We start from the raw sequence: 23,821 nt of genomic DNA on the forward strand, positions 1-23,821 counted from the left end.
ATTGCCCGCGGAGGCAATCGGGACAAGCCATAAGGCAGGGAGATCAGGGGATGTTGAAGAACAAGATGCATTTGCGCGCGGCGACCTGCGTGGCCGCTTTGCTGGCGGCCACGCCGGCGCTGGCTCAGGCCGGCGATCAGGGCTCGGCGCCAACGCCCGCAGCCGACAGCGCCGCGCCGGGGCTGGCCGACATCGTCGTGACGGCCAACCGCCGTTCGGAACGTCTGCAGGATGTGCCCATCTCGGTGACCGCCGTGACCAAGGATGTGCTGGAGCGCCAGAATGTCCGCGACATCTCCGACCTGACCAAGCTGGTGCCCGGCCTGACCATCAATTACGGATCGCAGCCGGGCAATTTCAGCATCAACATGCGCGGCATCGGCACGCTGTCGAACGGCATTGCGGTGGAATCCGATGTCGCCGTGGTGATCGACGACGTGCCGGTCGGCTTTCAGGCCGCCGCCTTCAAGGATCTGATCGATGTCGAGCGGATCGAGGCCCTGAAAGGCCCGCAAAGCACGCTGTTCGGCAAGAGCGCCATCGCCGGCGTGCTCAACGTCACCACGCAGGCGCCGACCAGCACATGGACGGGGCGCGCGACCGGTCTGGTCACCAATGACCGCGAATGGCGGCTGGGCGGCACGATCTCCGGCCCGATCACCGATACGCTCAAGATGCGCCTGACCGTGGCCCGCGATTCCTATGCAGGCAATGTTCGCAACATCACCAACGGCACATGGCTGAACGGCAGCAAGGGGCTGACGGTCACCGGCAAGCTGCAATGGGATCCCAGCGAAAAGATCACCGTCTCGCTCCAGCCGCGCTTCAACCAGACCGATGCGACCTGCTGCGTCAGCCCGATCAATTCACTGTCGCCCGGCCTGTTCTATCAGGGCATCAAGCAGTTACCCGAGTCGAGCGTGCTGGCGGGCATCCCGATCAACGATCCGGCCAACACGAAGGTGCGCAACGATTTCCGCTCGGGCGGGGATTCTTCGACCTATGGCGCGACGCTGCGGGCCAGCTACACGCCGGGCGACGGCCAACTGTTGCCGGGCGCCAGCCTGACCTACATCGGTTCTTTCGACCGTTATCAGATGCATGATTATCAGGATATCGACGGCACCGATGCGCCGTTCCTGCTCTATTTCCCGGTGGCAGCGCCTTCGGGCATCAACAGCGGCGCGCGGATCAACGGCCATTTCCATGCCCGCTCCATCACGCAGGAGTTGCGCCTGACGTCACCGGCCGGGCAGCATCTGCGTTACACCTTCGGCCTTTGGTATGCGCGCAATTCGCTCGACCGTCTGCTCGATCGCGGACCGGTGCTGCAATACATCAGATATCTGGCGACCAGCCACAATGAGAACTATTCCTTCTACACCGATCTGTCCTATGATCTGACGCGCAAGATCACGCTGAACGGCGGCTTCCGTCTCAACCGTCAGCATGTCGATTACACCTTTGACAATTACACCGCCGCGGTGCCCTTCCATCTTCAGGGCGGCAGTCTGGATGATGCGATCACCGGCAAGGTCGGCGCGCAATATCATCTGACGCGCGACAATATGCTCTATGCCACCTTCTCGACCGGCTACAAGGGGCAGGCCTATGATCTGGTCAGCACCTTCAATGCCGCTTTGGCCGCCAACGGTCCGGTCCGCCCCGAAACCGCCAAGAACTATGAGGTCGGTTTCAAGAGCAGCCTGTTCGATCACCGCCTGCTGTTCAACACCACGCTGTTCTGGACCGATTACAAGGGTTTCCAGACCTCGGTTCAGTCCTTCCTGCCCGATGGGACCTATCTCACCTTCCTCAATTCGATCGGCAAGCTGCGCACGCGCGGTGTCGAGGTCGATATGATGGCCAAGCCGACCAACCGCCTGAAACTGAACGCTTCGGGTGCCTTCGATGATGCCAAGATCATCGATTTCCCCTTCGGTCCCTGCTATGGCGGGCAGACGGCGGCGCAGGGCTGTGTGCCCGATCCGCGCGTGAGCGTGAACCCCGGCAACATCCAGAACCTGGGTGGCAAGCGGCTGAACAATGCGCCGCGGTTCAAGTTCAACCTGGGCAGCGAGTATGATTTCCCGCTGGGCAAGCCGGATCTGGGCGGGTTCATCACCTTCGCCTATCGCTGGCAGAGCCAGATCAACTTCTCGCTGAACCAGGACCCGGTGACGGTGCAGAAGCCCTATGGTGTCTTCGATGCCTCGATCGGCGGGACAGCCGGCGGCGGGCGTTACAAGCTGTCGGTCTTCGTCAACAATCTGTTCGACAAGCATTATGCCGTGGGCCTTGGCAACACGACTTCGGGCTTCAGCGCGCCCGGCGTGGTGGCGTCGGGCACCAACTGGCAGCCGGCGCGGGACTCCTTCCGCTATGTCGGCGTGCGGCTCGATATGGGGTTCTGACCTGAAGGCAGGGGGCACGCGCATGGTCGCGATGCCCCCTGATTGCCGGCGTCAGTTTCCGATGCGAGCTGCGATCAGAGCGTATTTTTGTGGTGAGGTGTCATGCATCGCGGTCTCGCGCGATGAGGGCGTGTCGTCAAATGGGATAGGCTCGGCAAACTGGCTGATCGTCAGGTCCCAGCGTGTGCCGTCGATCAGATTGTAGAAATGCGTTCCGCCGACGGTTTTCGTCGAAAGAATATCACCGCCGAAGTGGTCCTGAACGATCAGCGCGGTCACGCTGCAATGGTTCTTCGCCGGATTGTCGGAGGACCAGCTCTCGGGCGGACTGGCGGTTTCGGCGGACCAGGCTCCGCGAAGTGCCCGGTACAATTCGATCGGATTGCTGAAAAGCGGCTTGGACATGGCGCTTGTCTGGGCTCCGTTTCTGGGAGGGAAGCTGTCGCAGCTCCTGTGGCGGGCGGTTGTTACTGTGTCAATTGGCGCAGCATATCATCGCTGCGCGGCACTGCCTGTGGGTCGCAATCGGCAACCGACCTCATACCGTAACATTGATGCCCGATGGCGCGGGGCATGGACGTTTCAGGTGACGATCGCAGCCTCTGGCTCGCCACGTATATCGTGCCGCATGAGAGTGCGCTGCGGGACTGGCTGTCGCGTCTGGCGGGGATCGCGGCGGATCAGGTCGATGATCTGGTGCAGGAAACCTATGCCGTGCTGGCAACGCGCGCCGATGTTTCGGGCATCCAGAACCCCCGTGCCTATGCCTTTCAGGTGGCGCGTTCGATCCTGCTTCAGCAGCTTCGCCGGGCTCGCGTGGTGACGCTGGGCACGCTGGCCGATCTCGACCAGCTTGGCGAAGTCGCCGATCTGCCGACGCCCGAACAGCATGCCGTCGCCCGCGACGAATATGCCCGCGTGGTGCAGGCCATCGCGCAAATGCCCCCTCAGACGCGTCGCGCCTTTCAGTTGCGCCGCATCGACGGCCTGTCACAGCGCGAAATCGCCGCAGAGCTGGGCCTGTCGGAGAATACGGTCGAGAAACATATCATGCGCGGCATAAAAATGCTGATGGCGCAATTCGGACGTGGCGGAAAACCCCCTGCTGATGCATCTAACCCTCAGCAGAAAGGACAATTGCCCGATCATGACCGGCCGCGCGTGCGCGCAAACCATTGACGATGAAGCGGCGGCATGGACGGCGAGGATAGACCGTGGGCTCTCTGACAGCGATCAGGCCGAACTGGATGCATGGCTGGCGCAGGACAGTCGCCGGGTGGGCGCGCTGGCGCGTGCCCGCGCGATCTGGCTGCATGCCGAGCGGGCGGAGTCCCTCGCTCCGCTGATCACCGAGCCGGAGGTGGTGGAGACACCGCGTCACGGAGTGTCGCGCCGCCGGATGATGCTGGGCGGCGCGGGAGCGCTGGCTGCCGGACTGGTCGGTGTGGTGACCATGTCGCCCTGGCTGCGTCCTGCGCCTGCTCTGCGCAGCGGCATCGGGGAGATCCGGCGCATTCCTCTGGCGGACGGTTCGGTGGTCACACTCGACACCGACAGCGCGCTGGAAGTCGTCTACAGCACCACGACGCGCCTCGTCCGGCTGATTGCGGGCGGCGCCTATTTCGAGGTCGCGTCCTCATCCCGTCCCTTCATGGTCGAGGTCGGCGGCATCGTGCTGCGCGCGACGGCTGCGGCCTTTGCCGTGCAGGCGCTGCCCGACAGTCCGCTTTCCGTGCTGGTGGAGCGTGGGGCGGTGGCGATGGGGAAGGCGGGGCAGAGCGCGATTGTCGACCTTGCCGCCAGCACGCGGATCACGTTGGAGAAGGGCAGCGCGCTCACCGCTGCGAAGACGCACAAGCTCGCCTCCGGGGAGATGGATCGGGCGTTGGTCTGGCGCAACGGCATGCTCTCCTTCGAGGGTGAAACGCTGGAGCAGGCCGCCGCCACCTTCCGCCGCTATGGCCGCCCCTTTATCGAGATCACCGACCCCGCGCTGGCCCGGCGACCGATCACCGGCCTGTTCAGCGCCAACGATCCGGCAGGCTTTGCGCGCACCGCCGCGCTCAGCCTTGACGCGCGCGCCACGGTGGATGGCAATGTCGCGCGGTTGGTTCCGCTGAACGCGCGATAAAAAATCTGCCGGGCGGGTGGCGGAAGCTGCGCGCTACCGCATCTTGTTGATGAATGCTCCGGGGCAAACGGCACAATCAAAGGACAACAGATGCGATTTTTCCATCTCGGCACCACCGCATCGGTGGCTGCCCTCTGTTTCGCTGCGTCTCCGGCGCTGGCGCAGGTTCGCCATTTCGACCTGCCCGCGCAGCCTGCCGTGAAAGGCATTCCCGCCTTCGCGGGGCAGGCCGGGCTGCAGATCGTGGCACCGGCCGACAATCTGCGCGGCCGGGCCACCCATGCCGTGCATGGCGATCTGGAGGTGAACACCGCGCTCAACCAGTTGCTGGCGGGCACCGGCCTTGCGGTGGCTGGACGCAGCGGCAATGTGGTGAGCCTGCATGCCGCGCCCTCCGGCCCCAGCGATCCGGCGCCCGCAGCCGAGCCGGTCAATGATATCGTCGTCTACGGTCAGGGTGAGAGCCGCCAGCAGCAGACCGTCACCGCCAAGGCGCTCGAGATTCTGGCGCCCGCCAGCTCGCCGCTGAAAGCCATCGCGCGCCTGCCGGGCGTCGCCTTCCAGACCGCCGACCCTTTCGGAACCTATGAGCTGGGCACGCGCCTTTCGGTGCGCGGCTTCAACCAGAGCCAGATGGGCTATACGCTGGATGGCGTGCCGCTGGGCGACATGTTCTACAACACCTGGAACGGCCTGCACATCAGCCGCGCCATCGCCACCGAGAACATCGCAAGGATGGATTTTGCGCAGGGCGCGGGCGCGCTCAGCGTCGCCTCGTCGAGCAATCTGGGCGGCAGCATCCAGTTTTTCTCGCGCGATCCTTCCGAGAAAATGGGCGGCGAGATATCCGGCAGCTATGGCAGCTATGACACCGGCCATATCTTCGCGCGGCTCGACAGCGGGCGGCTTTCGACCAACACCCGCATCTCTGTTTCCGGCCAGTGGACCCAGGCGGGCAAATGGAAGGGCTGGGGCAACCAGAGCGAGGCCATGGTCAATGCCAAGGTCATTCAGGACATCGGCAAGGCCAAGCTGACCGGCTGGATCGACTATTCGATGCACAAGGAACGCAATTACGCCGACCTGTCGCCCGCGACGCTGAGCCGCATCGGTTATGATCTGGACTTCCTGCGCCCCGATTTCGACACGGCGGTGCTGCTCTCGCAGGTCAGCGCCAACCAGACGGCGGCCAAGGCGGGCAAGGCGCTGCCCTTTCCCACGGCGGGCACGGCTTTTCCCGCACCCTACACCAATGTGAACGACACCTATTATGACAGCGGCGGCATCCGTCGCGACCTGCTGGGCGCGCTCACGCTGGAAGTGCCGCTGACCGACTGGCTGCAGGCCAAGGCCACCTATTACCACCATGACGACAAGGGTTCGGGCGGCATCTACACGCCCGCCGTCTTCAGCCCCAGCGGCTTTCCGCTTTCGGTGCGCACCACCGAATATGGTGTGCATCGCAATGGCGGGCTGCTGGATTTCGTGGCCAAATTGGGCACGCAGAAGGTCAGCTTCGGCTATTGGCATGAGGACAATCGCGGCGTCACCAACCGCAATTACTATGCCGTCAGCCAGACCGACCGCCCGGATGTCACCTCCTTTCTGAGCAATCCGTTTCGCAGCGACTTTCTGACGCAGCTCTCGACCGTCACCGACCAGATCTACATCACCGACAAGGTGGGGCTGGGCAGCCATGTGACCGTCGATCTGGGCTTCAAGGGCGCGAACATTCGCAATGGCATCGTCACCACGGCGGGCACACCCTTCATCAACGCCACCATCGGCGCGAAGGACTGGTTCCAGCCGCAGCTTGGCGCAACATATCGCGTGGCGGGGCAAGAGTTCTTCGCCAATTACGCCGAGAATATGCGCGCCTATCAAAGCAGCTTCCGTGGGCCCTTCGGCACCACGCAGGCCGGTTTCGAGGCGATCAAGGACACGTTGAAGCCCGAAACCTCACGCACCATCGAGGGCGGCTGGCGCTTCAAGGCGGGCAAGCTGCGCGGCGACATCGCGCTCTATGACGTGAAGTTCAAGAACCGCCTGCTGGCCGCTTTCGCGCAGGCCAACATTCTGGGCAACCCCAGCGTGCTGCAGAATGTCGGCAGCGTCACCAGCCGGGGTGTCGAGGTGGGCGCCACCTGGACGATCACCCGGTCGCTGTCGCTGATCGCCTCCTACTCCTACAATGACAGCAAGTATGACGATGACACGGTGAACGGCGCCGCGCTGGTGCGCACCAAGGGCGTGCGCCCGGTCGACACCCCCGCCCATCTCGCCAAGGGTGAGGTCAATTATGACGACGGGCAGATCTTCGGCAACATCTCCGGGACTTACACTTCGCAGCGTAACGTCACCTATATCGGCGACGTGAAGGTTCCGGGCTACACCGTGGTCGATGCCTCGCTGGGCTATCGCTTCACGCAGGGGGCGCTCAAGGGCGTCGAGCTGCAGGTGAGCGCCACCAATCTGTTCAACAAGCGCTACATCGGCCCGCTGGGTTCGGGCCAGTTCTTCAACGATGCCACATCGCTGAACAACACGATGCAGACCGGTTCGCCGCAGGAGTTCTTCGGCACCGCCCGCTATCGTTTCTGACGACCCTTTCGGAGCCGCGCGTCGCAACGCGGCTCCGAAATCCCCTGACGTTCGTCGACAGGGCTTGGCCTTTCGTCGATGCTTCCGGCCCTTGGTGGAGGCCAGTGGGGGGCTTATCGAGGACCGCGCGCCTCCATCGCGGACCGCGCCTAGAACGGTGCTCAGCGGCACCGCAGCCATGGTGCCGCAGCAGGTGGGGCCTTCCCCCCGCCACAGGAGGAGCACCGATCATGTCCACCGCCTTTCTTCGCACGCTTGCCGTGCTCGGCCTGTCCTGCACGCTGGCAGCCACGCCCGCCTTCGCCGCATCGCCCGCATCCGAGGAGGCGCCGCAGCGCTTCGTGCATTACGGCGACCTCGATCTGACCACCCGCGCCGGGCAGGATGCGCTCCGCAGCCGGGTGATGCATGCCGTCAACGACCTGTGCGTCCGCCCCGATCCGGGCGATTTCGGGCCGATGCGCGAGATCTACAACAACTGCCGCAACACTGCGCTGATCAGCTCCAGAACGCAGGTGCATATGGCGCTGGCCCAGGCGCGCGGCGACAAGGCGCTGGCCAGCAATGAGAAAATGGCGCCCAAGGCACCGTGACACCGCCGCCCCCGCCCCCCACAGCCTCCGGGAGATGATCCCGGAGGCTGTTTTTGTCAGCCGCGCCCGACCAGCGCGCGGACATTGGCCAGATAGCTGCGGCCGATCCTTATCTCCGCGCCGTCGCTCAGCACGGCATGCCAGGTGCCGAGCCCGTCATGACGCAGCTTGGCGATCAGATCGCGCCGCACGATGGTCGAGCGGTGCAGGCGCAGAAAGCGCGCGGGATTGAGCCTTTGCTCCAGCACGCTGATCGTCTGATGCAGCAGGAAACTGCGCGTGCCGACATGCAGGCGCATATAGTCGCGCTCGGCCTCGATGCGGTCGATGTCCTGCGCGGCGATGCGGATGACCTCGGAGCGGTGAGGGACCCAGAACTCCTCGACCCATTCGGGCGTTTGCGCAGGCGCGGGATTGTGCGCGTGCAGGGTCTCGGCGATCCGGGCGATCGTTTTGGCGAGCTGATCGGGCGTCACGGGTTTCAGCAGATAGCCCACCGCCGCGACATCGAAGGCCGCCACGGCGAACTGGTCGAAAGCGGTGCAGAAGACGATGGCCGGTCGCGTCACCTTGCCTGACCCATGCCCTTCCAGAGCCCGCGCCACATCGAGCCCGTCCAGCCCCGGCATCGAGATATCGAGCAGCACGATCTCGGGCGAGAGCGCCTCGATCATCCGCAGCGCCGCCTCGCCGTCGGAGGCTGTGCCCACCAGTTGCACAGCGGGGATGGCGGCGCAGAGGATCTGCAACCGCTCGATGGCGAGGGGTTCGTCATCGACGATCAGGGTTCTTAAAGCCCGCTCAGCAACCATGGCGCACCAGCGGCAGGGTCAGGGTGACGGTAAATCCGCCCTTGGGCGCCGCCGTCCAATCACAGCTCGCCGAAGTGCCGAAGCGCGCGATCAGCCGGTCGCGGACATTGCGCAGGCCCAGACCGGTACCGCCTTCCTGTGCTTGCGGCGCCGGATCGCCGTCATCCGCGACGATGAGCGTGATCCTGTCACCTTCCTCGCGCGCGGCGATGCGGATCGTCACCGGGCGGCGCGAGCGCGACACCGCATATTTGACGGCATTTTCCACCAGCGGCTGCAGGATCAACCCCGGCACGCAAGCTGCGAGCAGCCCTTCGGGCACATCGATCTCGACCAGCAGCCTTTCTGGGAAGCGCACCAGTTCGATATCGAGATAGAGCCTTTGCAGCATGATCTCGTCGGACAGCGGCACATCCTCGGTCGGGTCGCCGGTCAGGCTGGTGCGGAAGAAGGTGGCCAGATTGATGATCATCTGCTCGGCTTCCTCGCGCTTGCCGGTCAGGATCAACGACGACAAGGCATTGAGCGTGTTGAACAGGAAATGCGGATTGACCTGATAGCGCAGCGCCTTGAGCTCGGCCGATTGCGCCGCCGCGCGCAGATCCGCCGCGCGCCGCTCCAGCGCGGCGGCCCGGACCGCATAGCTGAGCGCCAGATAGAGCGCGGCCCAGGCGATGAAGAAGAAATAGCCGTTGCCCGCCTGATCCGCGATCGACTGCAGCGGTGTCATGCTCTCTTCCATGCCCTTGTGCACCATGCCGACGCTGACATTGGGCATTCCCGGCGCCGGTGGAGGCGCGGGGGGAGCAGGCGGCGGTGGCGGCAAGGGTTGTTTCGGCGCGGGTGACCAGTGCCAGCTCATGGGCACGCCTTCACCGATATGGCTGAACATGTACCAGTTGAAGGAGGAGTAGAAGATCGCCGCCGGCACCGCGAGCAGCAGCGCCAGAATGAAGCTGCTGCGCAGTCTCCTCCCGGCGACGCGGCGCATCAGTAGGTAGAAGATCACGGTTACTCCGGCGCTGGCCAGCGAAACCACTGCGCGTTTGCCCAGCATGCCGGTCTGATCGTCCGGCCAGAGCGCCATCCAGCGCAGCGACCAGATGGTAAAATAGAAAGCCCAGAAACAGGCGATCGACATCAGGGCAAGGGAAGGGGCAAGCCGCGCGGCAGGTGGTTCGTCCGATGACATCCCTCCATCATAGAAGAGATCGCGCCAAACCGTAATGGGGCGCCATGTCGTTGGTCGAAACGTGTCAGCCGCCTGCCGAACGACGCGCTCTGCGGTTCAGCACGCGCAGCACGCTTGCGTGTCTGGCGTGGCCCAGCGACATGCGCGTCAACAGCAGGATCGCCACCGCGCTGCCCAGCACCGGCACGCCCAGTCCCATGATCTTCATGCCCATCACGACGGAAGGGGGCTGCGCCGCTCCGGCGACATAGCCCAGATGGCCCAGCGTCCAGCCGATCAGGCCGATGGAGGCTGCGCCGCTGGCCTTGATCATCACCAGCACGGCGGCGAAGGCGGCGGTCTCGCGGCGGGTGCCGTGGCGCATCTGGGCAAAGTCCACGGCATCGGCGACGATGCCCCAGGGCAGCATGAACACGCCGGCCAGCGCCAGCCCGATGAGCCCCGCTGCCGGGATCAGCCAGCCCGGTCCGACCATGGCGAAAAGGGCGATGCTCAGGATCGTCAGCGCATGGCTGAGCGCCAGCAGCGTGGTCTTCTCGGCATGGCGCACGCCCCAGGTCCACAGCAGCACGCCGGGCAATTGCCCCAGCGTGACGGCCAGCAGCAGCCGACTGGCCAGAGCAGGCTGATCATAGACATAGCTGGCGAGATAGAAGGTCATCCGCCCGAACATCGGCATGGCAAAGCCGGTGATCAGCGCGATGCAGGCGACGGCGAGGAACAGTGGATCGAAGCGGGGCAGCAGAGCCATGGCGTGGATGGCGGGTGCAGGCTCGCGCTCACTCCTGCGCCAGCGCATGGCGGAGATCCACAAGGCGAGGCAGGCCAGTGCGCCTCCTGCCGCGCCGATCAGCGCCAGCCGAAGGGGCTGCCCACGATGCGCGGCCTGCATGACGGCAGGCGCCAGCACCAGCGCCGTGGCCAGGCTGGCCAGCGTGCTGAAGAACAGGCGATAGCCCGATGCGCGCCCTCGCGCATGGCTGCCAGGCGCGACACGTGCGAGCAGGCTGTTATGCGGCACGTCGATGATGGCATAGGCACCGCGAAAGCCCAGCAGGATGGCGGCGATCAGTACGCCACTGTGCCAGTCCAGCGCTGGCAGGGCGAACAACAGGGCAAAGCCGGCCGAACAGGGCAGCGCTCCCCATGCGATGATCCGGCGATAGTCGAAGCCGTAAGGCTGCGCCCAACTGGCCAGCACGCCCGAACCGATGTCGAAGATGAGGTCGCCCAGCAGTACTGCCAGCATCAACTGCCCGACCGCCACGGGCGAGAGGCCCAGAATGTCGGTCAGCATGAACAGCAGGGTGACATCGACGCTGGACAGCAGCAGATTCTTGCCGAAATTCCCGGCGGAATAGGTGACGAGCGGCAGATCGCGGCGCCATGCGGGGGCCGGGGGTGATGTCGATGGCGTGGTCAAGGCGTCCTCCCCCCGAAGGATGTGCGAGGCGGCGCTTGTTCCAGATTTCATGGCCGATGCCAAGGCGTGGCGCTGTTCACGCCACGCCTCCCTGCGTCAGGGGTCGAGCGGGTCGAGCGGATCCACCCGCAGCGACTGGATCGCCGGTCGGAAGATCAGATCGTTGGGTGACAATCGCTTGCCCACCGTTCCCGGCAGATAGCCCAGTTCCTTGCGGTTGCGCGCGGCAAAGTCGGCGCTTTCGATCATCGCGCTCTGCTCCGGGTTGGTGACGATCAGCGTGTCCTTGTCCAGCGGAGCGCCCATCGCCACCAGACGGCGCGTGATGTTGCGCAGATTGGTGGTGGTGTGACGCGCATAGGGATCGATGACGATCGCCGCAGCGGGCACGTTGAACTGTTCGATCAGCGCTTTGCGCAGTTGCACCGCCTCGACGAAGCGGGTGCCGCGCGGATGGACATTGGCGCCGCTCACGATGATGAAGGGCGCGAGGCCATCGGCAAAACGCTGCGCCGCCATGCGCACATTGAGCTTGCTGCGCGCGCTGATCGGCACGCCCACCTCTTCGGGCCCCACGCCCGGAACGATGATCGCGCTGTAGCGATAGCGGGCCCATGGGGTGGTCTTCGCCAGCGCCAGAGCCTCGGCGTTGTATTTGGCATCCAGCGGCTCGAAAGCGGCGGGTTCGTCGCGGTCATTGGCGTCGAGCAGGGCGATGGCAACCGCGATGCTGGGGTCCAGCGCGGCGACCGGGTCCTGCATGCCGCCCTGCGCCAGTTCGGCGGCAAAGTGCAGGTTGGTGAGCGCGTTCTGCCCGCTCCCGGCGCCCTTCACCGGCCCGTCAATGGCGGGATAGCGTGCGGGCTGACCTTCACCATAGACGGCGATGATCGCATTGATGCCCACCAACTGCCGCCGGATATCGCCTTTGGCGCCGTCATCGGGGGCCTTGTAATGGGCGACAGCATGGTCCGCGATCTGGGCGATCTCGGCCTCCTGCCAGCGGGCGGCCTGCATCAGGCAGGCTGCGTCGTCCTTGCAGGCCTCGATCCGTGTCCGCCTTGCGGCCAGCATGCGTTGGGCCTGCGCGGGCAGTGCCTCGCGCTGGATAGCCTCCAGCGCGGGGAACATGGTGCCGGCCATGGCGTGCCAGTGGCTACTCGCAACCGGGGCGGAAAACCCCGGTTGCGCGACAAAAGCGGCGGTCAGCGCCGCGACTGTCAGACCCGCTCTCATCACCAGCTCTTGCTCAGGATGAAGCGGAAGTTGCGGCCGAAGAGCGGGCGGCCATAGATCGCATTGGCCGTGCCCTGACCCGACAGGATGTCGGTGCGGGTGTTGCCTTCGGTCAGGCCATGGGCGTTGGTGATGTTGTCGCCCACCGCCTGGAACTGCCATGTCCCGCGCGTGGCGGTCAGGCCCACGCCGAACATGCCATAGGCGGGCAGCGCCGTCTGGTTGAAGAAGTCGACATAGCGCTTGCTGGTGTAGCTGTAGGTGCCATAGACCTCGACATGGTTGCCGCCCATGTCAAAGGCATAGTTGGGGCGGATGTTGCCGAACAGCTTGGGCTCGCGGATGATCTGGCGGCCATTGACCTGCGAGGGATCGGCGCCACTGGTGTTGGTCAGGTTCTGATATTTGGGGCTCTGCACGGTCAGCGATCCGGCCACCGAGAGGCCGCCTGCGATATGCAGCGCGCCATCCATTTCCACGCCCTTGACCACCACGTCGCCGTAGAAGGGCACGCTCTGGTCGTTGCGTCCGGTGGTCGGGTTGAAGGCCACGAAGGAGGCGTTGTAGGGGTTGAACTTGGTGTAGAAGCCCGTGAGATAGAGGTAGGACCGGCCGAAGGAGGCCTTCAGACCCGCTTCGAACTGGTTGGCCTTGGTGGTCAGGATCACCGGATCGACCGAGGCCGCCACTGTCGCCGTGGGCGGAATTTCCAGATGCGAGGCGCGCACATAGCCGCCGAAGTTGCGGGTGATGTCGTAATTGGCGCCCACCGTCCAGTTGGTGATCTGGGGGCTCAGCTTGTGCGGCTGGATGCTGCCGTTGAAGCGGCGGGTGGCATCGTCGGCCAGCGTCGAGGCATTGCCCAGATTGGCGGTCGAGGTCAGCAGCGCATAGCCGTCGAAGGTGTAGCCCTCATGGCGGATACCGGCATCGACGCGCAGGCCCTTGGCGATGGTCCAGGTGTCGTTGGCGTAAACCGCATACATCTTGGCATCGACATTGCCCTGGCTCAGCGTGCTGGCATCGTTGAGCGCGCCATTGTCGGTGACATAGCCCAGCACGCTGTTGTTGGCCGAATAGGCGACCATATCCAGCGTGGCAGGCTTGCCCTTCACCTGCACCATATAGTTCTGGTAGACGCTGAACAGCGTCTCGCCATAGGCGCTGGCATAGAGGCCGACCTTGACGTCATGCGCGCCGATGCCGGTCTCGAACTTGTGCGTCAGGCTGAAATCGGCCTGGCCGGAGTAGAAGCTGGACTCGACGGCGCGATACTGGCCCTGCATCACCAGCCCGGAATCCGCGCCGGGGTTGTAGGCGGTCTGCCCGTTCGTTCCCGCTATAGCATAGCCGATGTGGTCGACACCCGCGCCAAAGGCGGTGCGCGCCGCGCCCAGATAGGAGTTGGCGAAAGTCGTGCCGTCGACCGGATTGGTGGTCGAGTAGAAGGCGTCGAAGCTCAGCTTGCCCTTGGTGAAACCGGCCTTGGCCGAAACGATCCAGCCGTTGAAGTCGCCGTCATACTGGATGCCCAGATTGCCGAACTGCATATGGCGGCCATTGCCCAGATCGCGATGCAGCGTTTCGCGCGCGCCACTGGCGTCGAGATAGCTGATGTTGACATTGCGCAGCGCGGGCGAGTTCATCGTGCCGCTGAAATAGTTGATGTAGGGGTTGAGGCTGGTGCCCGGATTGCGCGGATCGGCAATGGGGATCGGCAGATAGAAGACGTTGTGATCGTTCAGATAATTGGCCGTGATCTTGATCGAGCCATTGTCGAAATCATGCTTGATGTTGGCCCGGATCTGCCCGCCCTTGTCATTGGGGAAGCCATTGTCGCGATAGCCATCGTTGTAGCGGATGAAACCGCCGATGGCGTAATAGGTGCGGTCGCCCAGCTTGCCCGACTGCATCAGGTCGAGGCGATAAAGCCCGGTGGTGCCCAGCGTGAGCTGCGCCTTGCCCTTGGAGACCTCGCCGCCCGAAACGGTGATGTTGTTGACGATGGCCGCCGCCTGGCTGGCATAGATCGGCGCCGGGCCGCCGCGCACGGTTTCCATGCGCGCATCCATCAGATCATAGCGCTGAAGGTCGGCGGCGCGGAAGAAATAGCCGTCGCCCTCATGGAACAGCGGCAGGCCGTCCTGCTGGAAATAGGCATAGCCGCCATCGGTGGGGATGCCGCGCACGCGGGTGATGTTCTGCACCTCGCCGCCGGTGGGCTCGACCTGGATGCCGGGCAGCTTGCCCAGCAGATCGGCCATGCTGGCGGGCGCCAGCTTCTGGATTTCGGCCTGCGAGAGCGAGTTGACCGCATAGGACACGTCGAAGCGGCGCTCCGCGCGGGCCGAGCCGGTGACGACGATGTCGGCGGGCTGGTTGGCGGCGTCGGATGCCCCGGCCTCGCTCTGGGCGAAGGCAGTTGTGGCGGTCAGAGACAGCGCCAGACAGGCGCAACTGTGCAGTAAAGTGGTTCTGGTCATCAAAGGTACTCCCCCCTGTGGGCTACGCAATCGGAACTGGCATGACGCCGCGCTCTGCCTTGGCAGGCCGGTTATGCGACGGATTTCAGGCGCGCGTCGGCAGGCGCCGCTTTCGGATGAAGGCGTGCGTCCGGCAGATCAGCCCCGATGGATCATCGCGATGGGCGTGCTGTGGCATGGCATTGGCGTCTAGGTACGAAATCCGGCTCCCTACCGGTCTTGGCTCGTCTTTGTTCGGCACTGGTTTTGTCGGTCCAGTGTCGTGGACGGGGAGAAATATGTCAAGATCATTACAAGACGATGGGTGAATTGGTATTAAATAAAATCAAAATATACCGATATTACAAGTATATGAAATTTGCTCGAATGTTTTGAAATGGTATCTTTTGCGGATGATTGTCATATTTGCGCGCTTTTCACGGTCTCGCCCGCAAGGCTTGAGCGGCGTTTCGCCTGCCTTGTGGCGACCATGATCGGGCCTGTGAAAATTCCTCCGGTTGAGTCTGCTGCTCGCGGGCATATGAGCAGAAGCGGTGACAGATTTAATTATTATTTGAAAAATAAATCTCAAATGGCATTTCTGTGACAAAACTGCCAAACCGGGCACAACCACGGCTAAGGAATCCCATGAGCAAGCCCCAGTTGCTGAACCTGATGGATGAGGAAAAGCGCCTGCTGTGGCGGCTGCGCACGCATGGTGCTCAGGCGCGGTCCGATCTGGCGCAGGCGATGCAGGTCAGCAATGGCGCGATCACCAAACTGTCGCGCGGGCTGCTGACACTGGGGCTGATCGAGGAGGTGGAAGGCGCCATCCCGCAAGGGCGCGGCCGCCCGACTGTGCCCCTGCGCGTGTCCTCGGCAGGCGGCTATTCGGTGGGGGTGACGATGTACACCGGCATCATGGAGATCGCGCTGATCGATTATGCCGGGGGCGTTATCTCCATGACCACAGAGAAGATCGAGCCCGTCGATCCATGGCAGTTCGGACGGCTGATCGACCGGCGCATCCACGAACTGGCGGTGGAGCATCGCCTGCTCAGCAGCAGGCTCTATGGCGTGGGGCTCAGCGTACCGGGCCCGGCGCTGTCGCGCGACGGCAACCGCTGGAATGTGGTGCACAACTGGCCCGGCTGGCAGAATGTGCCGCTGCTCCAGATCATGGACGATACGCTGGGGCTGCCGGTGTGGATTGAGAACGATGCCGCCTCTGCCGCTCTGGCCGAATATTATCTGGGCGGGCTGATCGAGCGCTGCTCGACCGCGGTGGTGATCCTGCTGGGGCACGGTGTGGGGGCGGGCATCATCCATGAGGGCCGCCTGATGCGCGGCGAGATGGGCAGCGCGGGCGAGATCGGCATGTTCTATCCCAGCGGGCGCCCGCGCCCCACCACGCTCGATCTGCTCGACATGCTGCGCGCCGCGGGCTGCCCCGTGACCTCGCTGGCGGATTTCGATCTGGTGACCTCGGGCTATCAGGGCACCATCGACGCCTGGCTGGACCGGGCTTCGGCGCAATTGCTGCAGGCGATCAATTCGGCCATCGCCTGGTTCGATCCGGGCGCCTTGCGGCTGATCAGCCCTTTGCCGATGGCGCTGATGCAGCAACTGGCCGACCGGCTGAACAAGGGCCCGCTGGTCTGGGGCGACCATCGCGGCCATTGCGAGATCGCGGCCTGTCCCATCGAGGTCTCGAAGCTGGGACGGGCAGGACCGGCGCTGGGGGCTGCGCTGCTGCCGATCCATGCCTCGATCGCGCGCAATTAGAGGGGAAATGACGATGATGGAATGGAGTGATCTGCGGGTCTTTCTGGCCATCGCCCGCACCGGCACATTGGGCGCGGCGGCGCGCTCGCTCGGGCAGACGCAGCCGACCATGGGGCGCCGTTTGCGCGCGCTGGAGGAGGCGGTCGGCCATATCCTCTTCCAGCGCACCGCCGATGGTTTTGTCCTCACCGATGAGGGCAGCCTCGTGCTGGCCCATGCCGAAAGGATCGAGGAAGAGGCGCTGGCCTTCCAGCGCGAACTCAACGGCAGCGAGGGGCAGTTGGAGGGCATGCTGCGCCTGTCCTGCTCGGAATGGTTCGGAAGTTGTCTGCTCGCCCCGGTGCTGGCTGAGTTTGGGGCGCTGCATCCCGGCGTCTGCGTGGAACTGCTGACCGATGCGCGGCTCTACAGCCTGCCGCGCCGGGAGGCGGATATGGTGTTCCGCATCAAGCCTTTTGACGAGCCGGAGGTGATCTCGCGCCGCCTGCTGCATGTTCCTTACGCAGTTTACGCGCCGCTTGGCTTCGATGCATCAGCCATTGGGGAAGGGCAGGGAGCCCGTCTGGTTACGATGGACGTCGGGTTTGCCCAGATGCCCGATGCCGTTTGGCTGCGGCAAAGATTGCCCGAGGCCTGTGTGGCTTTTCGCAGCAACAACCGGCAGGTTCAGGCACGCCTCTGTGCTGATGGCGCTGGGCTTGCGGTTCTGCCTCGTCTGCTGGGGGATGTCATGCCCGGCATAGTCGCCGTTGATCTTGGCGAGGCACCGCCGGGGCGAGACACTTTCGTGGGCTATCATAGGGATATGCGGCGGTTGGCGAGAATGAGGGCATTGCTCGATCTGGTGGTGCAGCGACTGGGCTCAGGACCCATTGGTTGGCGGCCCGCGATGTGATTCAGGCTCCGGGAGGAGACTGGGCATGAGCGTTTGTCGCCGTATCTTCCCAAGAGTCACCGTAAGCCTCGGGTCGATGATCGGGGCTATGATGCCGAATGGTTCAGGGATGCACTGGACATAAAGCCCTGTATTCCGGGCCGCAAATCCCACACACTGCCGGTCAAAAATCCGCCCGGGCTGAGCCTGGCCTGTCTGAGGGCTGACTCCTCACCGCATGATCACTGGCGTCAAAGCCTGTCGGATGAGGGTGATTGGGCTGCTCTTTTGAGCACGATATTTGCGGCCGACCGGGAAGGGCGGCCCCTGACGGGTTTCCGTCAATCGACGCTGAACTGGTCGTGGCGCTATGCCCACCTGATGAGAGCCGTAACATCGGCCATGACAGGGGGATGCATGAAAACGCACTATCTCGCGAGTGTCGCTGCGATTGCGCTAACCGTATCGGCGGGACTTGGCCACGCCCAAACAGCTGACGGCACCCCGAGGCCGGCTGCAGAGGCCGCCTCATCCGAAAAGGTCGGCACGCAACCGGCTCCCTCGGCGCCCGTGTCGGGCGACATCATCGTGACAGCGCAGCGCCGGTCGGAATCCATGATGCGCGTGCCGATCGCCATCAGCGCCATCTCGCAGGATGATCTGGCCAAGCGCGGCATCACCAGCACCGCGCAATTGACCGGCACGATTCCCTCGCTGCAGGTCAACAGCCCCTATGGCGATTCCCAGCCGAATTTCACCATTCGCGGCATCGGCGTCGCCAATGAGCACAACCCCAATCAGGCCTCGCCGGTCGGCGTCTATTTCGACGATGCCTATATCGCGGCGCGCGCGGCGCACGGCTTGCAGCTCTATGATCTGGAACGGATCGAGGTGCTGCGCGGGCCGCAGGGCACGCTCTATGGCCGCAACACCACGGGCGGCACGATCAACTTCATCTCGCGGCGCCCCACCCTGTCGGGCACCAGCGGCGATGTGCAGGTCGGTTATGGCAATTACAACAATTTCACCGCTCAGGGTGCGCTCGACACCACGCTGGTCAAGGATGTCGTGGGTCTTCGCGTGTCGGCCAATTATGCGAAGGGCGATGGCTACATCAAGAACATCGCGCCTGGCCAGCCGGACCTCAATTCCACCAATTCGGTGGCGGCCCGCGCGATTCTGCGCATCAAGCCGGACGACAAGCTCGATATCACGCTCAAGGGCACCTATGGGCGTTCGAACCCGACGCAGGCGGCCATCTATGACCTCGGCACGGGGGCGAATGGCTTCAATCCCGTTCTGGGCACCAGCCGCGCCGCCAAGGGGCTGGGCTTTTTCGAGGTGGACAGTGCGCGTGTCGGTCGCAGCTTCATCGAGAGTTACGGCACCGAGCTGATCGTCAAATACAATCTGAACGAGGCCATCCAACTGACCTCGCTGACCTCCTACGATCACCTCAAGCAGGCCTTCTCCCAGGAAGGCACCGGGCTGGAATCGCCGGTCTTCACCCAGCCGCTCGATACGCTTTACGGCAATGTCTTCACCATGTTCAATCAGGAGCTGCGCGCCGCCTATTCCGACGACCGCACCAATGTGCAGGCGGGCCTCTATTATGGTTACGACAAGGATGCCTCGGACAGCTATTACTGGCTGTTCGATGGCGCCGCGATGATCCGTCAGAAATACGATCAGGTCCGGCGCTCCTATGCCGCCTTCACGCAGGCGGACCAGAAAATCGGCTCGCATCTCTCGGTCACGCTGGGGCTGCGCTACACGCATGATACGGGGCGCTATCAGAATTACGAAGCCTATCAGGTGCCGGCCTCGGCCTTCACGGGAACGCGCGACATCAGCGCCTTTTCACCCGCCAGTGGGACCTATTTCTTCGGCGGCTATGATGCGGCGAGCGGGCAACTCGTCTCCGGCCCCACGCTCAAGCTCGACAGCTCCGCGCTGACCGGGCGCGCGGCGATCAACTACACCTTCGATGACGGCAAGATGCTCTATGCCAGCTATGGACGTGGCTATCGCGCCGCGGCCTTCTGCGGTCAGTGCTTTTTCGGGCCCACCATCATCACGACCAAGCCTGAGCAGGTCGATGCCTATGAGATCGGCGCCAAGGGCCGCTTCTTCGATCGCATGCTGTCGCTCTCGCTGGCCGGTTTCATCATGAATTACCGCAACCAGCAGATCAATGAGACGATCGGCACCGAAACCCTGCTGCGCAATGTCGACAAGAGCCGCATCCAGGGTGTCGAGGCCGAAGCGACGCTCAGGCCCGCGAAGGATCTCAAGCTGAACCTGTCAGGCTCCTTCCTCGATGCGACCTATCAGGCGCTGCAGCTTTCGGGTGGCGATCTGAGCGGCCAGCGCCTGCCCTATGCGCCGCGCTGGTCGGCCAGCGGCTCGCTCGACTGGACGATGGCGCGGATCGGGGACGGAACCGTCACCCTGACCCCCTCCTTCGTCTACACCGGACTGGTCTATTTCACGCCTTACAACAATCTGGCCGGCAATGTGAACCTGCACCAGAATGCCAACACCAAGATCAATGCGCAGCTCAGCTACAACACCGCGCATTATGGCGTGCGGCTGTGGGTCAGCAATCTCACCAATGCCAAGACCTTTGCCGATGGCCTCGATGAGCGCGCCTCCTTCGGTTACGATTACCTGATCCAGACCGCCCCGCGCACCTTCGGCGCCAGCCTGTCCTATCATTTCTGACGGGCTTTTCGCGACGGGATGCCGTCGCCCATGCAACAGGAGAAACGAGAATGCGCTTCGAGGGAAAGGTCGTCATCGTCACCGGCGGCGGATCGGGCATTGGCGAGGCGGCGGTGCGCCGCTTCGCTCAGGAAGGCGCATCGGTGGTGGTAGCCGATATCCGGCGCCCGGCGATCGACCATATGCTGCGGGAGATCGGCGGTGACCGCCATCTGGGGATCGAGGTTGATGTGCTGGACGCTTCGGCCATCGACCGCATGATCGCGCAGGTCATGGCGCATTACGGCCGCCTCGATGTGCTGGTCAACAATGCGGGGATGGGGTCGCTGGGCCGCGTCACCGAGATCGATCTGGACCATTGGCGTCAGGTGATGGCGGTCGATGTGGAGTCGGTGTTCTGGGCCAGCAGGCAGGCGATCCCGCATCTGGCGCAGACCGGCGGTTCGATCGTCAATGTCGCCTCGGCCTCGGGCATGGCCGCCGATTACGGCTTTGCGGCTTACAATGCGGCCAAGGCGGCGGTGATCAATCTGACGCGCGCCATGGCCATCGATCATGCACCCGCGCTGCGCGTCAATGCGGTCAGCCCCGGCCTCACCGCGACACCGCTGGCGACGGGGCTGACCGGCAATCCCGCGATCATGGCCGCCTATGACGGCGCCTTGCCCATGCAGCGCCCGGCGCGGCCCGAGGAAGTGGCCTCGGCGATCGCCTTTCTGGCCTCAGGCGATGCGTCTTACATCAACGGCCACAATCTGGTGGTCGATGGCGGCATGACGGCGCACACCGGGCAGCCCAACTTCACCCGCCTGCTGGGCACCGCCAGCCATCTGGCCGATGCGCCGAGCGCCATTGCCCGTTAAGTCACGCCCGCCGCTTCAGATCGCGGCCATGGCCGCCACCAGAGCCGAACGGTTGTGGATCGAGAATTTGGCATAAATGCGCCGCAGATGGTTTTCGACCGTGTGCTCCGACAGGCCGACGATATAGGCGATCTCCTTGTTGAGCCGCCCCTCGCACACCAGCGAGGCGATCTCGCGCTCGCGCAGTGACAGAGCCTGGCGCGGATGGGCGGAGGCCGCCTGCGTGCGCTCGAAATAGCTGCTGCGAAAGGTGGACAGGCCATTGGCCTGATCCAGGATCTGGCGCAGCATCAGCCCGCTGGTCATATCCTGCAAGCGCCGCGCCAGCGTGTCGAGCCGCTTGACCGGCACGGCGGCGCCATGGCTGCCGTCGCGGCGGCGGTGAAAGCCGATCGTGGCATAGACACCGGGCAGCAGACGGCGAGTCGAGGCGCCGATCACATCGATGCCGTGATCGCGCATGAAAGGCCAATAACGCCCCCTCGCGAAATCCCCGCTCTGCACCCGCCGGTCGGCGGCCAGCAGCAGGCCGTCGTCATGCATCAGATCGGGCTGCTCCTTGATGCGCGGATCGGTGAAAGGGTCCTCGTGGAAGACCGTGTGGCGCTCATAGCGGTCCTGCACCACGTCAGAGATCTGATAATGAAAGAGATAGGACACGCGCGGCTTGCTTGAGACGCGGTCGCACAAAAAGATCGAGGCACTGTCCAGCCCGCAGCTTTCGACGATATGCCGCGTGAAGTCATACACGCTGTTGGTCATTCCGGGCATCTCATTCTCCTCGGGACGCCGCCCCGTTGTCCGGGGTCAGTCATCTGTCCTTGCCTGCGAGAGTAGCGCGATCAGGCCACTGCGTTCAAGGACGCTGGTGCTGCTTCTAGGCGTTTGATCGCGCCAGGGACATTACGGGTTTCCGTCAATCCCCTCAGACCGCATGCCGCGTTACGCTCGGCCCAACACAGAACGGGACGAGGACAGACGAATGGCAGAGGCAGATCGCAAACCGCGGATCGATGGCGGGGCGGCCGTGGCGCGCACGCTGGCCGCGGCGAAGGTTAAAACCATTTTCGCGCTGCATGGCGGCCATCTGGATGCGGCCTTCAAGGGCTTCCTCGATGAGGGCATCGAACTGGTCGATACACGCCATGAAGCCTGCGCGGGCCATGCCGCCGAAGGCTGGGCCCGGCTGACCGGCGACCTGGGCGTCTGCATGATCACGGCAGGGCCCGGCTTCACCAATGCGCTGACGTCCATGGCCAATGCCCGTCTCGATGGCGTGCCGGTGCTGTTTCTGGCCGGTGCGCCGCCGCTGCGCGAGGAGTCGCTCAATGTGCTGCAGGGCGGCGTCGACCAGATCGCCATGGCAGCGCCGGTGGTCAAGCTGGCCATCCGCATCACCGATCCGGACCGCATCCCCGACCAACTGGCCAATGCCATCACGGTCGCGCTGGGCGGGCGCCCCGGCCCGGTCTTCGTCGAGCTGCCCATCGATGTGATGGCGCGCCCTGCGCGCCTGCCGCTGGCCTTGCCGCTGCCGGTGCCGCCGCTCGCCACCGCGCCGCTGCCCGAGCATGTCAATCAGGTGCTGCGCCTGCTGGCCGAGGCGAAACGCCCCGTGGCCATTCTGGGCTCGCTGGCGCGTTATCAGGCGACTCAGGCGCAGGTCGCGGCTTTTTGCGACCGGCTGGGCATTCCGGTGGTGCAGTCCAGCCGCGCGATGGGCCTGCTCGCCCCCGACAATCCGGCCTATGCCCATGACCCCAGCGCCATTGCCATCGCCACCGCTCAGGGCGAGGCGCCCGATCTGATCCTGATGCTCGGTTCGCGCTTCGGCCTGTTCATGGCGGGGCGCACCCGCGCCTTCTTCCCCGAAGCGGCCAAGATCGTGCAGGTTCACGCCGATGCCGTGGAGTTCGGGCGTATCCATCAGCCCGCACTGGCCACCACCGCCAGCGTCGGCGCCTTTATGGATGCGGTGGCCGCGGCATGGCAGGGGGCGCCCGATCATTTCCACGGCTGGCGCAACACCATGAGGCAGGCGGCGCGGCAGGTCGGCGCGGAATTCACCGCCGAAACGCGCTCGGGCAGCATCAACCCCTATTTCGCCGCCAAGGCCGCCGTCGAAGGCGCGCCCGAAGGCACCAGCTTCGTGCTGGAGGGCGGCGAGGCCGGGCTGTGGGCGGCCTATCACGCACGGGTCAAGCATGCCGGGGGGGTGCTGACTTTCGGCCAGCTGGGCGCGTTGGGGCTGGGCTTCGGCTTTGCCATTGGCGCGGCCTATGCAAGGCCCGGCAAGCCGGTGGTGCAGATCACGGGCGATGGCGCGGTCGGCTTCCACCTTCAGGAGTTCGAAACGATGGTGCGCCAGAGGCTGCCGGTCGTCACGGTGGTGCTCAACAACAGCTGCTGGGGCCAGTCGCTGCACGGGCAGCAGATCCTCTATGGCGCGAATTACAGTTGCATCTCGCTGCTGGGCGACATCAAGTATCACGAAATCGCCAAGGGCTTCGGCTGCTATGGCGAGCGGGTGACCAAGGTCGAGGAGATCGGCCCGGCCATCGCGCGGGCCTTTGCCTCGGGCCTGCCGGGCTGCATCGATGTCACCGTCGATCCCGATGTGATGCTGCCGATGACGGCGGCGATGCTGGGCGAAGCCGCTGATGACGAGGTGATGGTGCCCTATTACGAGAACATCAAGCTATGAAGGCTGC

Annotated in this window: 17 protein-coding genes and 1 pseudogene; 11 read left to right on the forward strand and 7 right to left on the reverse strand. The window is 64.3% G+C overall.

Going from position 1 to position 23,821, the window contains the following annotated elements:
- Positions 1-50: 50 nt before the first annotated feature.
- Complete coding sequence (locus tag ABDW49_RS23255; protein WP_343615658.1) at positions 51-2,414, forward strand: TonB-dependent receptor; 2,364 nt, start codon at positions 51-53, stop codon at positions 2,412-2,414.
- A 51-nt stretch (positions 2,415-2,465) separates the two neighbouring features.
- Here ABDW49_RS23255 and ABDW49_RS23260 read toward each other — a convergent pair whose 3' ends face one another.
- Complete coding sequence (locus ABDW49_RS23260) at positions 2,466-2,819, reverse strand: hypothetical protein (protein ID WP_343615660.1); 354 nt, start codon at positions 2,817-2,819, stop codon at positions 2,466-2,468.
- A 168-nt stretch (positions 2,820-2,987) separates the two neighbouring features.
- Here ABDW49_RS23260 and ABDW49_RS23265 point away from each other — a divergent pair, with 168 nt between their 5' ends.
- From ABDW49_RS23265 to ABDW49_RS23280, 4 genes are all read left to right on the forward strand, one after another.
- On the forward strand, positions 2,988-3,593 hold the full coding sequence (locus ABDW49_RS23265; RefSeq protein WP_343615662.1) for a sigma-70 family RNA polymerase sigma factor: 606 nt from the start codon (positions 2,988-2,990) through the stop codon (positions 3,591-3,593).
- The gene (locus ABDW49_RS23270) at positions 3,562-4,545 is read left to right on the forward strand and encodes a FecR domain-containing protein (protein ID WP_343615664.1); all 984 of its coding nucleotides are present in this window, start codon (positions 3,562-3,564) and stop codon (positions 4,543-4,545) included. The genes ABDW49_RS23265 and ABDW49_RS23270 overlap by 32 nt, the downstream gene beginning before the upstream one ends.
- Before the next feature lie 90 nt (positions 4,546-4,635).
- Positions 4,636-7,146, forward strand: a complete 2,511-nt coding sequence (locus ABDW49_RS23275) for a TonB-dependent receptor (RefSeq protein ID WP_343615666.1) — start codon at positions 4,636-4,638, stop codon at positions 7,144-7,146.
- Between the two features lie 230 nt (positions 7,147-7,376).
- Positions 7,377-7,739 carry a UrcA family protein gene (locus ABDW49_RS23280; protein WP_343615668.1) on the forward strand — a complete coding sequence of 121 codons (363 nt, stop codon included), beginning with the start codon at positions 7,377-7,379 and terminating at the stop codon, positions 7,737-7,739.
- Positions 7,740-7,795: 56 nt separating this feature from the next.
- Here ABDW49_RS23280 and ABDW49_RS23285 read toward each other — a convergent pair whose 3' ends face one another.
- From ABDW49_RS23285 to ABDW49_RS23305, 5 genes are all read right to left on the reverse strand, one after another.
- Positions 7,796-8,551 carry a LytTR family DNA-binding domain-containing protein gene (locus tag ABDW49_RS23285; protein WP_343615670.1) on the reverse strand — a complete coding sequence of 252 codons (756 nt, stop codon included), beginning with the start codon at positions 8,549-8,551 and terminating at the stop codon, positions 7,796-7,798.
- Positions 8,541-9,743: a histidine kinase gene (locus ABDW49_RS23290; protein WP_343615671.1), complete on the reverse strand. Its 1,203-nt coding sequence runs from the start codon at positions 9,741-9,743 to the stop codon at positions 8,541-8,543. Before ABDW49_RS23290 ends, ABDW49_RS23285 begins: the two co-directional genes overlap by 11 nt.
- A gap of 64 nt (positions 9,744-9,807) precedes the next feature.
- Complete coding sequence (locus ABDW49_RS23295; RefSeq protein WP_343615673.1) at positions 9,808-11,166, reverse strand: MFS transporter; 1,359 nt, start codon at positions 11,164-11,166, stop codon at positions 9,808-9,810.
- A gap of 96 nt (positions 11,167-11,262) precedes the next feature.
- Positions 11,263-12,402 (reverse strand): YdcF family protein, encoded by a 1,140-nt coding sequence (locus tag ABDW49_RS23300; protein WP_343615675.1) that lies wholly within the window; start codon positions 12,400-12,402, stop codon positions 11,263-11,265.
- Entirely contained in the window at positions 12,402-14,885 is a 2,484-nt protein-coding gene (locus tag ABDW49_RS23305) for a TonB-dependent receptor (protein WP_343615677.1), read from the reverse strand. The genes ABDW49_RS23300 and ABDW49_RS23305 overlap by 1 nt, the downstream gene beginning before the upstream one ends.
- Before the next feature lie 627 nt (positions 14,886-15,512).
- On the opposite strand from ABDW49_RS23305, the gene ABDW49_RS23310 reads away from it, so the two are divergent.
- The 5 genes and pseudogenes from ABDW49_RS23310 (at position 15,513) to ABDW49_RS23330 (ending at position 21,110) form a co-directional block, all read left to right on the forward strand.
- The gene (locus ABDW49_RS23310; protein ID WP_343615679.1) at positions 15,513-16,649 is read left to right on the forward strand and encodes an ROK family transcriptional regulator; all 1,137 of its coding nucleotides are present in this window, start codon (positions 15,513-15,515) and stop codon (positions 16,647-16,649) included.
- A 13-nt stretch (positions 16,650-16,662) separates the two neighbouring features.
- Positions 16,663-17,544 carry a LysR family transcriptional regulator gene (locus tag ABDW49_RS23315; protein WP_343615681.1) on the forward strand — a complete coding sequence of 294 codons (882 nt, stop codon included), beginning with the start codon at positions 16,663-16,665 and terminating at the stop codon, positions 17,542-17,544.
- Between the two features lie 72 nt (positions 17,545-17,616).
- A pseudogene (locus ABDW49_RS23320) lies at positions 17,617-17,712 on the forward strand (IS5/IS1182 family transposase); the annotation flags it as partial.
- A 381-nt stretch (positions 17,713-18,093) separates the two neighbouring features.
- On the forward strand, positions 18,094-20,247 hold the full coding sequence (locus ABDW49_RS23325) for a TonB-dependent receptor (protein WP_343617370.1): 2,154 nt from the start codon (positions 18,094-18,096) through the stop codon (positions 20,245-20,247).
- A gap of 50 nt (positions 20,248-20,297) precedes the next feature.
- Positions 20,298-21,110: a glucose 1-dehydrogenase gene (locus ABDW49_RS23330; protein ID WP_343615684.1), complete on the forward strand. Its 813-nt coding sequence runs from the start codon at positions 20,298-20,300 to the stop codon at positions 21,108-21,110.
- Between the two features lie 15 nt (positions 21,111-21,125).
- Here ABDW49_RS23330 and ABDW49_RS23335 read toward each other — a convergent pair whose 3' ends face one another.
- On the reverse strand, positions 21,126-21,872 hold the full coding sequence (locus ABDW49_RS23335; RefSeq protein ID WP_343615686.1) for a LuxR C-terminal-related transcriptional regulator: 747 nt from the start codon (positions 21,870-21,872) through the stop codon (positions 21,126-21,128).
- 220 nt (positions 21,873-22,092) lie between these two features.
- On the opposite strand from ABDW49_RS23335, the gene ABDW49_RS23340 reads away from it, so the two are divergent.
- Entirely contained in the window at positions 22,093-23,814 is a 1,722-nt protein-coding gene (locus ABDW49_RS23340) for a thiamine pyrophosphate-binding protein (protein WP_343615687.1), read from the forward strand.
- The last annotated feature ends 7 nt before the right edge of the window (positions 23,815-23,821 follow it).

The organism is Novosphingobium sp. (genome assembly GCF_039595395.1).
Taxonomy (GTDB): Bacteria; Pseudomonadota; Alphaproteobacteria; order Sphingomonadales; family Sphingomonadaceae; genus Novosphingobium.

Excerpts from the sequence above, each read along its gene's own strand:
- ABDW49_RS23255 (WP_343615658.1), top strand. The coding sequence starts at position 51 with ATGTTGAAGAACAAGATGCATTTGCGCGCGGCGACCTGCGTGGCCGCT.
- ABDW49_RS23260 (WP_343615660.1), bottom strand. The coding sequence starts at position 2,819 with ATGTCCAAGCCGCTTTTCAGCAATCCGATCGAATTGTACCGGGCACTT.
- ABDW49_RS23265 (WP_343615662.1), top strand. The coding sequence starts at position 2,988 with ATGGACGTTTCAGGTGACGATCGCAGCCTCTGGCTCGCCACGTATATC.
- ABDW49_RS23270 (WP_343615664.1), top strand. The coding sequence starts at position 3,562 with ATGACCGGCCGCGCGTGCGCGCAAACCATTGACGATGAAGCGGCGGCA.
- ABDW49_RS23275 (WP_343615666.1), top strand. The coding sequence starts at position 4,636 with ATGCGATTTTTCCATCTCGGCACCACCGCATCGGTGGCTGCCCTCTGT.
- ABDW49_RS23280 (WP_343615668.1), top strand. The coding sequence starts at position 7,377 with ATGTCCACCGCCTTTCTTCGCACGCTTGCCGTGCTCGGCCTGTCCTGC.
- ABDW49_RS23285 (WP_343615670.1), bottom strand. The coding sequence starts at position 8,551 with ATGGTTGCTGAGCGGGCTTTAAGAACCCTGATCGTCGATGACGAACCC.
- ABDW49_RS23290 (WP_343615671.1), bottom strand. The coding sequence starts at position 9,743 with ATGTCATCGGACGAACCACCTGCCGCGCGGCTTGCCCCTTCCCTTGCC.
- ABDW49_RS23300 (WP_343615675.1), bottom strand. The coding sequence starts at position 12,402 with ATGAGAGCGGGTCTGACAGTCGCGGCGCTGACCGCCGCTTTTGTCGCG.
- ABDW49_RS23305 (WP_343615677.1), bottom strand. The coding sequence starts at position 14,885 with ATGACCAGAACCACTTTACTGCACAGTTGCGCCTGTCTGGCGCTGTCT.
- ABDW49_RS23310 (WP_343615679.1), top strand. The coding sequence starts at position 15,513 with ATGAGCAAGCCCCAGTTGCTGAACCTGATGGATGAGGAAAAGCGCCTG.
- ABDW49_RS23315 (WP_343615681.1), top strand. The coding sequence starts at position 16,663 with ATGATGGAATGGAGTGATCTGCGGGTCTTTCTGGCCATCGCCCGCACC.
- ABDW49_RS23330 (WP_343615684.1), top strand. The coding sequence starts at position 20,298 with ATGCGCTTCGAGGGAAAGGTCGTCATCGTCACCGGCGGCGGATCGGGC.
- ABDW49_RS23335 (WP_343615686.1), bottom strand. The coding sequence starts at position 21,872 with ATGACCAACAGCGTGTATGACTTCACGCGGCATATCGTCGAAAGCTGC.
- ABDW49_RS23340 (WP_343615687.1), top strand. The coding sequence starts at position 22,093 with ATGGCAGAGGCAGATCGCAAACCGCGGATCGATGGCGGGGCGGCCGTG.